The sequence below is a fragment of the Streptomyces sp. P3 genome (assembly GCF_003032475.1).
GTDB lineage: Bacteria > Actinomycetota > Actinomycetes > Streptomycetales > Streptomycetaceae > Streptomyces.
In genome coordinates, this window is record NZ_CP028369.1 from 1685393 (window position 1) to 1699360 (window position 13968).

Here is a 13968-nt window from a genome sequence, read left to right on the forward strand (position 1 = left end):
GGATCTGGTGAACCATTTACACCAGGGGAGAGAAGGCTCACGGCCGCGTCACACCGACGGCGCAGCGGGCGGGCGACGCGTCAACCCGCGCCGTCCGCCCGCCCTTTGAACTGGCCCGCGGTGAGCCGCGCTAGGAAACCACCGCCGGATCGACCGACTTGGACGCGCTGCCCGCGTTGTTCTCTTCGTCACCCATGGCGATGCCGCGCCGTTTGGAGACGTACACCGCGACCACGATGACGAGGAGCGAGAGCAGCGCGATCACGATGCGCACACCGGTGCTCCTGTCGTCCCCGTAGCTGAACTTGATCACCGCCGGCGCGATGAGGAGCGCCACGAGGTTCATGACCTTCAGCAACGGGTTGATCGCGGGGCCGGCGGTGTCCTTGAACGGGTCGCCGACCGTGTCACCGATCACCGTCGCCGCGTGCGCCTCGCTGCCCTTGCCGCCGTGATGGCCGTCCTCGACCAGTTTCTTGGCGTTGTCCCACGCGCCACCGGAGTTGGCGAGGAAGACGGCCATCAGCGTGCCGGAGCCGATCGCGCCCGCCAGGAACGCGCCGAGCGCCCCGACGCCGAGGGTGAACCCGATGAAGATGGGCGCCAGCACGGCGAGGAGTCCGGGTGTGGCCAGCTCGCGCAACGCGTCCCGGGTGCAGATGTCGACGACCTTGCCGTACTCCGGCTCCTCGCTGTAGTCCATGATCCCGGGGTGCTCGCGGAACTGCCGCCGCACCTCGAACACCACGGCGCCGGCCGACCGTGACACCGCGTTGATCGCCAGCCCCGAGAAGAGGAAGACGACCGCCGCGCCCGCGATGAGACCGACGAGGTTGTTGGGCTGCGAGATGTCCATCATCAGGGTCATCGGCGCGCCCGCCCCGGACAGTTTCTCGCCCACGTCCTGCGCACCGGTCGTGATCGCGTCCCGGTACGACCCGAAGAGCGCCGACGCCGCCAGGACGGCGGTGGCGATGGCGATGCCCTTGGTGATCGCCTTGGTGGTGTTGCCGACTGCGTCCAGGTTGGTGAGCACCTGCGCGCCCGCGCCCTCGACGTCACCGGACATCTCGGCGATGCCCTGCGCGTTGTCGGAGACCGGCCCAAAGGTGTCCATGGCCACGATCACGCCCACCGTGGTGAGCAGACCGGTGCCGGCCAGCGCCACCGCGAACAACGCCAGCATGATCGACGTACCGCCCAGCAGGAACGCCCCGTACACGCCGAGGCCGATCAACAGGGCGGTGTAGACGGCCGATTCGAGGCCGACGGAGATTCCGGCGAGGACCACGGTGGCCGGGCCCGTCAGCGACGACTTGCCGATGTCGCGCACGGGTCGGCGGTTGGTCTCCGTGAAATAGCCCGTCAACTGCTGGATGACGGCTGCCAGAAGAATGCCGATCGCCACGGCGACGAGTGCGAGGACGCGCGGGTCGCCGCTCTTGCCCTGGACCGCCGCGTCGGTGACGCCGTCGAGGTCGGCGTACGTGCCGGGGAGGTAGAGGAAGACGGCCACGGCGACCAGCACGAGCGAGATCGTCGCCGAGATGAAGAAGCCCCGGTTGATCGCCGACATACCGCTTCGGTCGGACCGGCGTGGGGCGACCGCGAAGATCCCGGCCATGGCCGTGAGCACGCCGATCGCGGGCACGAGCAGCGGGAAGGCGAGTCCGGCGTCGCCGAAGGCCGCCTTGCCCAGGATCAGCGCTGCCACCAGGGTCACGGCGTACGACTCGAAGAGGTCGGCCGCCATGCCCGCACAGTCGCCGACGTTGTCGCCCACGTTGTCGGCGATGGTCGCGGCATTGCGCGGATCGTCCTCCGGAATGCCCTGCTCGACCTTTCCGACCAGGTCGGCGCCGACGTCGGCGGCCTTGGTGAAGATGCCGCCGCCGACCCTCATGAACATGGCGATGAGGGCGGCACCGAGTCCGAATCCCTCCAGCACCTTCGGCGCGTCGGCCGCGTACACCAGCACCACGCAGGCCGCGCCGAGCAGGCCGAGCCCCACCGTGAACATGCCGACGACGCCGCCCGTACGAAATGCGATCTTCATTGCCTTGTGCGAGACGGCGGTGAGATCCTTTTCCGGTTCGCCTTCCGCCGGCGTCGCTTCACGTGCCGCCGCGGCGACCCGTACGTTGCTACGCACGGCGAGCCACATACCGATATAGCCGGTGGCCGCCGAGAACGCCGCTCCGATCAAGAAGAACACCGATCGGCCGGCCCGCTGATTCCAGTCGTCCGCGGGCAGCAGCATGAGCAGGAAGAAAACGACGACGGCGAATACGCCGAGCGTGCGCAACTGCCGGGCCAGATAGGCGTTGGCGCCCTCCTGGACCGCAGCCGCGATCTTCTTCATGCTGTCGGTGCCCTCGTCGGCCGCGAGCACCTGGCGCAGCAGTACGCCCGCGACCACGAGTGCGGCCAGGGCCACGACGGCGATGACCACCACCAGGAGGCGGTTGCCGTCGGTCAGCTCCGCGGCTGCGAGGGTTGTCGGGTGATCCAACGGATGAGAGGTGGGAAGCCCCGCCATTCGTCCTCCTTGACGCTTGGGCTGAGCTCAAGATGTGGACGGATTGTAGGTACCGGAACCTGATCAAAACAGTGCCCGGCAAACGAAATTCGCCTTTTCGTCAAGTAATGCCTTCAAGGCATTGATCGTGAATTGCTTCACGAATTGCAGTCGATTTCGGTCGCCGCATGATTCACTTCTGGCGACTGGCTTCTCGTGATTCACTCGACGAGATCACTGCCAGCATGCACGAGCACCCGGGTCCGCGCATGCCAAAGGGCCCCACCTGAGTGGGGCCCCGGGAAACCGAAACGCCGCGAACGACTCGAAACGACTCAGGTCAGCGTGGCCGTCACCGCGGCCGACGGCCAGGTCATACGGATCTGCCCGCCGTGCTCTCCGGCGGTGACCTCCACGTCGTCCACGAGGCCGCTGATGACCGCGAGGCCCATCTCGTCCTCCTCGGCCTCCACGTCCCCGCCGGAACCGGGCGCCCGGTCGCCGGGCGCCGTACGCGGCGCCTCGTCGCCGACCTCGATGGAGAACTGTTTCTCCTCCTCGATCAGCAGCACCTTCACGGGCGCGGTGATACCGCCCGCCTGGTGCAGTCCGACGGCGCGGGAGCAGGCCTCGCCCACGGCGAGCCGGACCTCGTCGAGAACGGCCTCGTCCACCCCGGCCCTGCGCGCCACCGCCGCCGCCACCAGTCGGGCGGTCCTGACGTGCTCGGGCAGCGCGCTGAAGCGGAGTTCAACGGTGGCCATGCGTCCCCCTCGGAACTACGGGCGTGCTGTCAGGGGGGCCGGGCCGCCGAGGCCCGGACCCCCTACGTTGTTCGACCATCCGTGCCGGGCCGCGTGGGCCCGGCAGGGGTGGTCAGTCGGTGGCAGCGACCGCTTCGTCGACCGAGGTGTGAATGGGGAACACCTTGGTCAGACCAGTGATGCGGAAGATCTTCAAAATACGCTCCTGGTTGCAGACCAGACGGAGCGAGCCCTCATGGGCACGCACCCGCTTCAGTCCGCCCACCAGTACGCCGAGCCCGGTGGAGTCGAGGAAGTCCACGCCCTCCATGTCGACGACGAGGTGGAAATTCCCGTCGTTCACCAGCTCGACCAGTTGCTCGCGCAACTTGGGCGCGGTATATACGTCGATTTCGCCACCGACCTCGACGACCGTACGATCGCCGACGGTACGGGTCGACAGGGACAGGTCCACGGATCCTCCAGCACCTTGCTATCGAGCGGTCGTCCCTCGGAACACCTGAACAGGAGCCCCCGGGACGGTACGCCAGCCGCGATGGCATTCAATCACTTACCGGCAGGCGTGCACGACGCCTTGGCTCCATTGTCCGTCACGCCAGTGACACACTCGGTGCCGATGGCCAAGAATCTCCGATCCGATCGATCCTCGCCCGAGACCGCGCCCCGCCTGTCTCCGGGCGCGGTCCTCGACCGGCTCGCCCCCGGACCGAACCGGGCGTCGCGCATCACTCATACGGAGCACTTGCCCCCGCGCGGGGGTCGCCATGCCGTCTGGCCCGACCGGATTCGTTCCGAGGTCGTCGCGGCCGTGCAGGCCTGCGGCATCGAGCACCCCTGGGCCCACCAGGCCCTGGCCGCCGAGCACGCCCTCGACGGCGACTGCGTGGTCGTCGCCACGGGCACCGCGTCCGGCAAGTCGCTGGCGTACCTGGTACCGGTCCTCTCGGCTCTCGTGGACGGCTCCGAGGCCCCCAACGGCCGCGGCGCCACCACCCTCTACCTGGCTCCCACCAAGGCCCTGGCGGCTGATCAGTGCCGCTCGGTGAAGGAACTCTCACAACCTCTCGGCAATGCCGTACGGCCGGCCGTGTACGACGGCGACACGCCGTTCGAGGAACGGGAGTGGATCCGCCAGTACGCCAACTACGTCCTCACCAACCCGGACATGCTGCACCGGGGCATCCTCCCGTCCCACCCCCGCTGGTCCTCCTTCCTGAAGTCCCTGAAGTACGTCGTCATCGACGAGTGCCACACGTATCGCGGCGTGTTCGGCTCCCACGTCGCCCAGGTGCTGCGGCGTCTGCGCCGCCTGTGCGCCCGCTACGGCGCCTCCCCGGTCTTCCTTCTGGCCTCCGCGACGGCCGCCGACCCCGCCGTCGCCGCCGGCCGCCTCACCGGCCTCCCGGTGGTCGAGGTCGCCGACGACGCCTCCCCTCGCGGGGAACTGGTGTTCGCCCTCTGGGAGCCGCCGCTCACCGAGATGGTGGGCGAGAAAGGTGCACCCGTCCGGCGTACGGCCACCGCCGAGACCGCCGACCTACTGACCGACCTCGCGGTCCAGGGCGTGCGCACCGTCGCCTTCGTCCGCTCCCGGCGCGGCGCCGAGCTGATCTCCGTGATCGCCCAGGAACGTCTGGCCGAGGTCGACCGCTCGCTCGCCCGGCGTGTCGCCGCCTACCGCGGCGGCTACCTGCCCGAGGAGCGCCGCGCCCTGGAACAGGCACTCCACTCGGGCGAGCTCCTCGGTCTCGCCGCGACCACCGCCCTGGAACTCGGCATCGACGTCTCCGGACTCGACGCCGTCCTGATCGCCGGCTACCCGGGCACGCGCGCGTCCCTGTGGCAGCAGGCCGGCCGGGCGGGCCGCGCCGGTCAGGGCGCGCTGGCCGTGCTCATCGCCCGTGACGACCCTCTGGACACCTTCCTCGTCCACCACCCGGAGGCGCTGTTCGACCGTCCGGTGGAATCGACGGTCCTCGACCCCGACAACCCCTACGTTCTCGCCCCGCACCTGTGCGCGGCGGCCGCCGAGCTGCCGCTGACCGACGAGGACCTGGCGCTGTTCGGCCCCGAGACGGAAGGCCTGCTGCCGCAACTGGAGGCCGCGAAGCTGCTGCGCCGCCGGACGAAGGCCTGGCACTGGACCCGCCGTGAACGGGCCGCCGACCTGGCGGACATCCGCGGGCAGGGCGGTCGCCCGGTCCAGGTCGTCGAGGCCGGCACGGGTCGACTGCTCGGCACGGTGGACGCCGGGGCCTCCCACACCACCGTCCACGAGGGCGCCGTCCACCTCCACCAGGGCCGCACCTATCTCGTGCGCTCCCTGGACCTGGACGACTCGGTCGCCCTGGTCGAGGAGGCCAGCCCGCCGTACTCGACGGTCGCCCGCGACACGACGTCGATCTCCGTCCTGGAGACGGACGTCGAAGTCCCCTGGGGGCAGGGTCGGTTGTGCTACGGGTCGGTCGAAGTCACCAACCAGGTCGTCTCCTTCCTTCGTCGGCGCGTCATCACCGGTGAGGTCCTGGGCGAGTCCAAGCTCGACCTCCCGCCCCGTACGCTGCGCACGCGTGCCGTGTGGTGGACCGTCACCGACGACCAGTTGGACGCGGCCCGGATCAACCCCGAGATCCTCGGCGGGGCCCTGCACGCCGCCGAACACGCGTCGATCGGCATGCTGCCGCTCTTCGCGACCTGTGACCGCTGGGACATCGGCGGCGTGTCGGTGCCTCTTCATCCCGACACGCTGCTGCCGACGGTCTTCGTCTACGACGGCCATCCCGGCGGCGCGGGCTTCGCGGAGCGCGCCTTCCACACGGCCGACGCCTGGCTGACCGCCACCCGCCAGGCCATCGCCTCCTGCGAGTGCGACGCCGGCTGCCCGTCCTGCATCCAGTCCCCCAAGTGCGGCAACGGCAACGATCCGCTGCACAAGAGGGGCGCGGTCCGCCTCCTCACGGAGCTCCTGCGGGAGGCTCCGCAGGAGAAACCGGAACCGGCCGTGGAAGCGACGGCGGGACCGACCACGCAGGAGGAGACGAAGCAGCGTCCGCAGGCTGAGCCGGGAGTGCGTGCGCAGGAGGAGACGGAGGTGTCCGCGGCGGTTGAGACACCGGAAGGACAGCCGCCTCCGGCGGTCCCGCCCTCGCCCTGACCTCAGCCGCGAACGGTCCGCGTCCCGCGGCCGCCGTCACGTCCGAGATCTGGCCGACCACGGAGCACCGCACCAGCCGCGCGCGTTGTGCCCGGGCCACCCGGTCCGCCCGGGCACAGGCCCGCTCGGCGCCGTCCGACCAGTGGTCCGCCGCCGCGAGCGCCGCGAGGTCGGCGCCGCCCGCGGCCCGGTGACGGGACGTCACGGCCTGCCCGAGGGCGAGTACCGCACCGAACACCACGCACAGCACGGCGATCGCACCCACGCTCCAGACGGTGGCGGAGCCGCAATCCCCTCTGCCGCGCCGGCCGGCCGCGAGACCCCGGAAACGAGTCCGGCCCCCTCCGCCGCGACGAAGGCGCCCGCCCAGGCTTTCCCGCGGGCCACGAATAGGTTTCCTCTCCCCTCCTCCGAAACCACGAATGGTTCTCCCGCCTCCTCCGAGGCCACCGGAGCCCGTCGCGCCCTCTTCAAGGCCACCAGGGCCCGTCCCGCCCTCTCCGAAGCCGCCCAAGCCCGTCGCGCCCTCTCCGTGACCCCGAAAGCCCCTCCGGTCCCGTACAAGGCCACGGAGACGCCCTCCGTCCTCTTCGAGGTGGTGAAGGTTCCTCGCCCGCTCTCCGACGGACCGGCGGCTTCTCGCGTGTTCTGCGAGGTGGCCGAGGCGGCTCATGAGTCCTCCTCCGCGCCCGGAGCGGCAGCGTCCGAGGCGTCATCCGCGCTCCCGTTGCTCCTCGGGGCGCCTGAGCCCTCTGAGCCTTCAGAGTTGTCCGGAGTCTCTGGGGCCTCCGGGTTCTCTGGGGCCTCCGGGTTCTCTGGGGCATCTACGCTCCCCGGGTCCCCCACGACCTCTTCCGCGGCGGCCACTGCCTCTTCCCGTACCTCGAAGGGCAGCCCGCGCAACCCCGGCGGCTTCGCCACGACCACCACGCGAACCTGGTCGCCCTCCCTGCCGACGGTCACCCGCGCCCCGCGGGGCGCCGTGACGCGGGCCACCTCGAGCACCGCGTCGGCCGGATCCTGCCGGGCCGCGGCCCGGGCGCCGGCCCTGGCCGCGTCCACACACTGGATCTGGGCGGACATGACGAGCAGCCCCCAGACCAGCGACATCGCGAAAGCGACCAGCACCGGCAGCACCACGGCCGACTCCGCCGTCACGAACCCGCGGTCCCCGCGGCCGCGTTGCCGTCGGCACCACCGCGAAGACCCGCCCCCGTGCCTACGCGCCCGCACTGAGTGCCCGTTTCACGAGCGCCTGCAATTGCTCCGCGACCACATCGCTCGTGACCACCTGGTAGAGGAGCACCGCGAAGCCGACGGCCGCCACGATTCCCATCGCGTACTCGGACGTCACCATTCCCGCGTCCCGCCGTGCCCCCTGCGCCCCGCACACCAGGGCGAGCAGCCGCGCCCGTACCGTCCTTACCACCCGTGCCGTATTCCTGTTCATTTCAACCCCCGTAATTTCCGGTTCAGTTCGGATAAGTTCAGTTCAGTTCAGTTGCGTTGATCTGTTGTCGTCCGGCGGCTCATGCGCGTCGCCTCGTCACGGCCCACCTCCTCCCATCACCCCGCCCGCCAGTCCGAGCACGATGGGCACCACACCGACCGCGATGAAGGCGGGAAGGAAGCACAGCCCCACAGGCGCGGTGACCATGACGGCCGCCCGGCGGGCCCGAGCCGTCGCCGCGCGCGCCCAGCCGGCCCGGGTGTCGGCGGCGAGCCGGGCAACAGGTGCGGCGGCCGGCATACCCGACACGTCAGCCCGCTCCAGCAGACCGGCCAGCGCTGCCGCGCCCGGCGTCGAGGCCAACCTTCGCCAGGCGGTGCCAGGTTCGCCGCCCAGCCGTACCTCGGCCGCGCCGCGTGCCAGCCCACTCCCGACCGGACCGCCCAGGGCTTCGCCGACCGCCTGTGCCGCGATCACGGGTCCGGCCCCCGCCGTGATGCACGCGGCCAGCAGATCCGCGGCGAGCGGGAGCTGCCGTGCGGCGAGCCCGGCGTCGTCCGCGCTCGCCGTGCCCATAGTCCGCTCCCGACGGCGCCACCGCCCCAGGCCCACCGCGCCCGTCAACCCCAGGGCGAGACCCGTGACTCCGCCGACCGCCACCCAGCCGGCGCCCACCACGAGCGCCGCCGAAAGCACTTCGGGAAGCCACTGCCGTACGACCTCCCGTGGCCGGGAAGGCCGTCTGCCCGACGTCGACTCGAACGGCGGATCCGACGCCGTGCCCGAGGCCAGCAGCCCGGCCAGCCGCCGACGTGTTCCGCGCTCGCGCCGCACGGTCGCCAGCCGCCGCGCCGACCACCACAGGGCCGACGCGATCCCCACGGCCACCCCCAGCCTGTGGAAAACTTCACCGCTCATGCCCCCTCCGTCCACATCGCTCGTCTCCCACGGCCACGGTCCGGGGCACCCCGGCGGTGTCCCACTCACGTTGCCTCCGCCTTGCGCACGATCCGCAGTGCCCACCACGCGCCGGCGCCCTCCAGCACTCCGCCGACGAGCAGGCAGCCCAACCCCGCTCCCGTGTGCAGCAGGACGTGCAGGGGGTCGGCGCCGAGCGCCGCGCCGAGCAGCAGTCCCAGGGCCGGCAGGCCGGCCAGCATCACCACCGTGGCGCGAGGCCCCGCCAACTGGGCTCGCAGGTCCGCCCGTTGGTCCCGCTCGGCACGCAGCGCCGCCTCAAGTCGGTCCAGTCCGACCGCGAGACCCGCACCCTGGTCCACGGCAACCCGCCAACACGCGGCGAGTCCCAACAGCCCCTCGGCTCCCGGCGACCGTGCGGCGAGCGCCAGGGCCCGGGGCACGTCACCGCCGAACCGCGCCGCCGCCAGCACCATGGGCTGCGAATCGCCCAGCCCGCCAGAGTCCCGCGCGGCCCACTGCAACGCCTCCCCGGGCTGCCGGCCCGCGAGCACCTCTCCCGCGAGCGCCGCGCACAGCGCGATCACCGCATCGCCTCGACGTTCCCCCGCCCGTCGTGCCTCGGCAGCCCGCCGCGCCCGGCGCAGCAAGGGCGCTCCGGCCGCCCCCGCGACGAGCGGCAGTGCCGAGCCGCCCAGCACCGCGAGGATCAGGCCGGCGACCGGCGCCCACCATTCGGGCCTCCACCGCCCCCGGATCCTGCGACGCAGCTCGCCGGTCAGCTGCTGCCAGGGCGGGGGTGGCCCACTGCCGACCACTCCTCCTCCCGCGAGGAGCAACTGCGCCCTCCTGGCCCCTGCGTACGGTCCGCCCGTCAACCAGGCCGCTGCCCCGGCACAGGCCACGGCAGCAGCCATGGGCATCTCACTCATCACACCCGCCCACTCCTTCTTCGCTCGTCACAGCCCTCTCCTCCTCCACACCCGTCACGGGTCTCTGTCTTTGCCCACCTGTCACGGGTCTCTGCCTGCGCCCACCCGTCAAAGGCCCACTGCTCGCCCCACCTGTCACCGGCATCTCCCCCCTCTCGTCGCGCATCACGGGCCTGTGCTCCCCCACCCGTCACGCTGCCTTCGACTCCCCCTCCCGTCAGCGATCTCCACGTCCTCGCCCTCCCCACCCCTCACTGCTCACTCCTCATCGCGCGACACGTCGTCCTCCCCGCCCCGCAGCAGCTGCCGCAGCCGCTCCCATCCCCGCTCGGGAGCGAAGGCCTCGGGCGTCCAGCGCAGTGCCGGCACGGTCCGTACCAGTCCGGACGGATCCCGTTCCAGCACATGCACTTCCGCGATCCGCCGTCGGCCTGCCGGATCGCGGGCCAGGTGCAGGACCACCGACAGCGCTGCCGCCAACTGGCTGTGCAGGGCGACCCGGTCGAGTCCCGCCGCCGTGCCGAGCGCCTCCAGCCGCGCGGGGACATCGCTTGCGGCGTTGGCGTGAACCGTGCCGCAGCCGCCCTGGTGGCCCGTGTTGAGCGCGGCCAGCAGATCGACGACCTCCCGCCCTCGTACCTCGCCCACGACAAGCCGGTCCGGCCGCATCCGCAGGGCCTGGCGCACCAGGTCTTCGAGCGTGACGAGCCCCGCCCCCTCCTGGTTGGCGGGCCTGCTCTCCATGCGCACCACGTGTGGGTGATCCGGTCGCAGTTCCGCCGAGTCCTCCGCCAGGACGATCCGCTCCCCCGGCCCGACCAGGCCGAGGAGCGCACTCAGCAAGGTCGTCTTGCCGCTTCCCGTCCCACCGCTGACCAGGAAGGACAACCGTGCTCGCAGCAGTGCCCGCAGCACCCGGTCGCCGCCCGGCGGGACCGTGCCGGCGGCTGCCAGTTCCTCGAGCGTGAAGGCGCGGGGCCGCGCGACGCGCAGCGACAGGCAGGTGCAGCCGACGGCCACCGGCGGCAGCACCGCGTGCAGTCGCGTCCCGTCCGGCAACCGGGCGTCGACCCATGGCCGAGCGTCGTCCAGCCGCCGTCCGGCCACCGCCGCCAGCCGCTGCGCAAGGCGTCGCACGGCCGCCGCGTCCGGGAAGGAGACACCGGTCGGTTCGAGGCCACCGCCGCGGTCGACCCACACCCGGTCCGGGGCGGAGACCAGTACGTCCGTCACCCGAGGGTCGGCCAACAGCGGCTCCAGAGGGCCACTGCCGATCAGTTCGGAGCGCAGATGCTCGGCCGCCCCGAGGACCTCCGCGTCCCCGAGGACCCGGCCCTGTTCGCGAAGGGCCTGCGCCACACGCGCGGGAGTTGGTTCGGCCCCGCTCTCGGCGAGCCACTGACGTACGCCGTCCAGCAGCGCACCGGCCTCTCTCGTCCGTTCGAGGCCGAGCGGCGCGCTCATGACCTGCCCGTCTCGGTGAGCGCCCGCTCCCAGAACTCCTTGCAGAAGCGGGCGAGGGGCCCGCGCGCGGTCGCACCCGGCGGCGCCTTCCCGCCGTCCGGGCGCAGCAGGCTCGTCTCGACGGGCACCTCGCCGGCCAGCGGCAGCCCGAGCAGGCGGGACACCTCACCGTCGTCGAGCCCCGGGCCGTAGGGGCCGCGCACCGCCACCCGCAGGTCGCGCAGCACCATGCCGACGGCAGAGGCCACGCGCCCGGCTGCGGCGACGGCGCGCAGTTCGGCGGGGACCACTAGGAGGCCCAGGTCGAGTTGGGCCAGCACTTCGGCGCCCGAGTCGTCGATACGGCGCGGCAGGTCGACGACGACCGTGCCGCCCCTGCGTCGGGCCGCCGCGAGCACCGCGCGTACGGCCTGGGGCGCGATGGCCACGCAGTCGCCCCGGTCCCAGCTCAGGACGCGCAGGGAGTGCAGCCGTGGCAGCGACTCCTCCAGGGCGCCTCCGCCGACTCGCCCCCGCGATGCGGCGAAGGCGGGCCAGCGCAGTCCCTCGGTGCTCTCGCCGCCGAGGAGCACGTCGAGGCCACCGCCCAGCGGGTCGGCGTCCACCAGCAGGGTGCGCAGCCCGTCGCGTGCCGACGAGACGGCGAGGGCGCAGGCGAGTGTGGACGCTCCGGCGCCGCCGCGACCGCCGATCACGCCGACGGTGAGGGCGGGTCGGCCGATGCCTTCGGCGACGTCGGCGATGCGGTCGACCAGCCACTGCTCGCCGTCGGGAAGCATCAGGACGTGGTCGGCTCCGATCTCCACGGCGCGCTGCCACACCCCCGAGTCGTCCTGGTCGCGACCGACGAGGACCACCCCACGACGGCGGACGGCCCCGCGCACGCGGCGTGCCGCGTCGTCGCCGACCAGGACGAGCGGCGCGGACTCCCAGCTGCCCCGGCGCTCCGGCGTCGAGTGGTGCACCTCCGGTGTGGCGCCGGCCGCCGCGCACAGGCGCAGCAGGTCGTCGAGGAGGTCCGGGTCCTCCGTGACGATCAGAGGCTTGCCCGGGTGCCCTCCGGTGGTGGACGGTGGCTCGTGTGTGACGGCTCCGGTCATGATTTCCCTCCCCCTTCACTGCGGGTCGCGCCGTGTCTGCGATCCCGCGATTCACCAATGAGTGAGGAACCGGCGCGCGGTCCCCGTTTGAGCGGCCGCCGGAAACCGGCGGCAGGCGTCCGGCAAACGGAACCGGCCATGTGAAGCCGGCCCGAGCGGAGGCGTGGGAATCACGGTGCGACGAACCCGGAAATCATGTGGATCTTGGTGGAAAACTGTGGACGAGTGGACAGTTGTGAATATCGCCACCACCCATACCGGTGAGTACCGCACCATCTACCGTGCGACTCCCGCAGAGCAGTACGACGACTACGGAACGTGACGGTTCGCGGGCATGCGGAAGGGGCGGACGCAGCCGCCTCGAAACGGTGCGCCCGCCGTGTTCAGAAAGAGAAAACCCACCCGGACATGCGACGACCCCCGCCGGGGGGGAGAGCGGGGGTCGTCTCCACGGCCGACTCGGGGGGGGAGGAGTCGGACCGGGTTAGCACGGTCGCGAACGATCCGTGACTTCCATGGTGTACCCGAGAGCCCTCTCAGGCAAACCCACGCGCCCACCTTACGCCGAATGGGCTGCCCCTATGCTCTTGGTTGTGGAAAACCACTCCTTGCCCCGCACAGCGGCCTTCTTTGACCTGGACAAGACGGTCATTGCGAAGTCGAGCACGCTCACCTTCAGCAAGTCCTTCTACCAAGGCGGGCTGATCAACCGTCGGGCGGCCTTGCGCACCGCATACGCCCAGTTCGTCTTCCTCGTCGGCGGCATGGACCACGACCAGATGGAACGGACCCGGGAGTACCTGTCCGCCCTCGTGCGCGGCTGGAACGTCCAACAGGTGAAGGAGATCGTGGCCGAGACCCTTCACGACCTGATCGATCCGCTGATCTACGACGAGGCGGCCTCACTGATCGAGGAGCATCACGTCGCCGGCCGTGACGTGGTCATCGTCTCCACCTCGGGCGCGGAGGTGGTCGAGCCGATCGGCGAGCTGCTCGGAGCGGACCGCGTGGTCGCCACCCGCATGGTCGTGGGCGAGGACGGCTGCTTCACCGGCGAGGTGGAGTACTACGCGTACGGTCCGACGAAGGCGGAGGCGGTCAAGGAGCTGGCCGTGTCCGAGGGCTACGACCTCTCCCGCTGCTACGCCTACAGCGACTCGGCGACCGACCTGCCGATGCTGCAGTCGGTCGGGCATCCGCACGCGGTGAACCCGGACCGGGCGTTGCGGCGCGAGGCCGTGGCACGCGGCTGGCCGATTCTCGACTTCCACCGGCCGGTGCGCCTCAAGCAGCGGATCCCCGCCTTCTCCGTGCCGCCCCGCCCGGCACTCGTCGCCATGGCGGCCATAGGCGCGGCGGCGGCCACTGCGGGCCTGGTCTGGTACGCCAGCAGGCGCCGGGCGGCAACGGTCTGAGGCGGACGCCGCAGTTCCGTCCGCGCCGGTCACCCCCGAACCGCTCCACAATGACCGTTTCCTTCGAATTCCCTGTTGTTTGAGAGTAAAAGTAAAGAACTGGCGCCAGGGCTTCCGCTTGTCCGGGTCCTGGAGTACAAATGACTCAACGGCCCGCGAGACCAAGGACATCCGAGAGGATCACCTTAATAACGCATTTGGCCCCACGGACCGCGCATGAGAACCGGGCACCCACGCGACGTCGACCCGTCGA

General features: G+C 71.3%; 10 protein-coding genes and 2 pseudogenes. 2 read left to right on the forward strand and 10 right to left on the reverse strand.

Going from position 1 to position 13968, the window contains the following annotated elements; translation table 11 throughout:
* Positions 1 to 130: 130 nt before the first annotated feature.
* The 3 genes from C6376_RS07550 to bldG form a co-directional block, all read right to left on the reverse strand.
* Complete coding sequence (locus C6376_RS07550; RefSeq protein ID WP_107442704.1) at positions 131 to 2539, reverse strand: sodium-translocating pyrophosphatase; 2409 nt, start codon at positions 2537 to 2539, stop codon at positions 131 to 133.
* Between the two features lie 314 nt (positions 2540 to 2853).
* Entirely contained in the window at positions 2854 to 3282 is a 429-nt protein-coding gene (locus C6376_RS07555; protein ID WP_107442705.1) for an ATP-binding protein, read from the reverse strand.
* Positions 3283 to 3394: 112 nt separating this feature from the next.
* Complete coding sequence (gene bldG / locus C6376_RS07560) at positions 3395 to 3736, reverse strand: anti-sigma factor antagonist BldG (RefSeq protein ID WP_009189842.1); 342 nt, start codon at positions 3734 to 3736, stop codon at positions 3395 to 3397.
* Between the two features lie 81 nt (positions 3737 to 3817).
* On the opposite strand from bldG, the gene C6376_RS07565 reads away from it, so the two are divergent.
* A complete protein-coding gene (locus C6376_RS07565; protein ID WP_254075869.1) occupies positions 3818 to 6436 on the forward strand; it encodes a DEAD/DEAH box helicase in 2619 nt (872 codons plus the stop codon).
* Here C6376_RS07565 and C6376_RS45065 read toward each other — a convergent pair.
* The 7 genes and pseudogenes from C6376_RS45065 to ssd form a co-directional block, all read right to left on the reverse strand.
* Positions 6414 to 6806, reverse strand: a pseudogene (locus C6376_RS45065) (Rv3654c family TadE-like protein); the annotation flags it as partial. The gene C6376_RS07565 and the pseudogene C6376_RS45065 overlap by 23 nt on opposite strands.
* A 467-nt stretch (positions 6807 to 7273) precedes the next feature.
* Positions 7274 to 7594: pseudogene (locus C6376_RS07575) on the reverse strand (TadE family type IV pilus minor pilin); the annotation flags it as partial.
* A gap of 61 nt (positions 7595 to 7655) precedes the next feature.
* A complete protein-coding gene (locus C6376_RS07580) occupies positions 7656 to 7865 on the reverse strand; it encodes a DUF4244 domain-containing protein (RefSeq protein WP_107442707.1) in 210 nt (69 codons plus the stop codon).
* Between the two features lie 117 nt (positions 7866 to 7982).
* Positions 7983 to 8804, reverse strand: a complete 822-nt coding sequence (locus C6376_RS07585) for a type II secretion system F family protein (protein ID WP_107442708.1) — start codon at positions 8802 to 8804, stop codon at positions 7983 to 7985.
* A gap of 65 nt (positions 8805 to 8869) precedes the next feature.
* Positions 8870 to 9727 carry a type II secretion system F family protein gene (locus tag C6376_RS07590; RefSeq protein ID WP_254076344.1) on the reverse strand — a complete coding sequence of 286 codons (858 nt, stop codon included), beginning with the start codon at positions 9725 to 9727 and terminating at the stop codon, positions 8870 to 8872.
* A 267-nt stretch (positions 9728 to 9994) separates the two neighbouring features.
* Positions 9995 to 11200: a TadA family conjugal transfer-associated ATPase gene (locus tag C6376_RS07595; protein WP_107442709.1), complete on the reverse strand. Its 1206-nt coding sequence runs from the start codon at positions 11198 to 11200 to the stop codon at positions 9995 to 9997.
* Positions 11197 to 12300: a septum site-determining protein Ssd gene (ssd, locus tag C6376_RS07600; protein ID WP_107442710.1), complete on the reverse strand. Its 1104-nt coding sequence runs from the start codon at positions 12298 to 12300 to the stop codon at positions 11197 to 11199. Before ssd ends, C6376_RS07595 begins: the two co-directional genes overlap by 4 nt.
* 581 nt (positions 12301 to 12881) lie before the next feature.
* On the opposite strand from ssd, the gene C6376_RS07605 reads away from it, so the two are divergent.
* Positions 12882 to 13715: an HAD family phosphatase gene (locus C6376_RS07605; RefSeq protein ID WP_107442711.1), complete on the forward strand. Its 834-nt coding sequence runs from the start codon at positions 12882 to 12884 to the stop codon at positions 13713 to 13715.
* Positions 13716 to 13968 lie beyond the last annotated feature (253 nt).

Coding starts and splice junctions, on each gene's coding strand:
- C6376_RS07550 (WP_107442704.1), bottom strand. CDS start 2,539: ATGGCGGGGCTTCCCACCTCTCATCCGTTGGATCACCCGACAACCCTC.
- C6376_RS07555 (WP_107442705.1), bottom strand. CDS start 3,282: ATGGCCACCGTTGAACTCCGCTTCAGCGCGCTGCCCGAGCACGTCAGG.
- C6376_RS07565 (WP_254075869.1), top strand. CDS start 3,818: ATGGCATTCAATCACTTACCGGCAGGCGTGCACGACGCCTTGGCTCCA.
- C6376_RS07585 (WP_107442708.1), bottom strand. CDS start 8,804: ATGAGCGGTGAAGTTTTCCACAGGCTGGGGGTGGCCGTGGGGATCGCG.
- C6376_RS07590 (WP_254076344.1), bottom strand. CDS start 9,727: ATGCCCATGGCTGCTGCCGTGGCCTGTGCCGGGGCAGCGGCCTGGTTG.
- C6376_RS07595 (WP_107442709.1), bottom strand. CDS start 11,200: ATGAGCGCGCCGCTCGGCCTCGAACGGACGAGAGAGGCCGGTGCGCTG.
- ssd (WP_107442710.1), bottom strand. CDS start 12,300: ATGACCGGAGCCGTCACACACGAGCCACCGTCCACCACCGGAGGGCAC.
- C6376_RS07605 (WP_107442711.1), top strand. CDS start 12,882: ATGCTCTTGGTTGTGGAAAACCACTCCTTGCCCCGCACAGCGGCCTTC.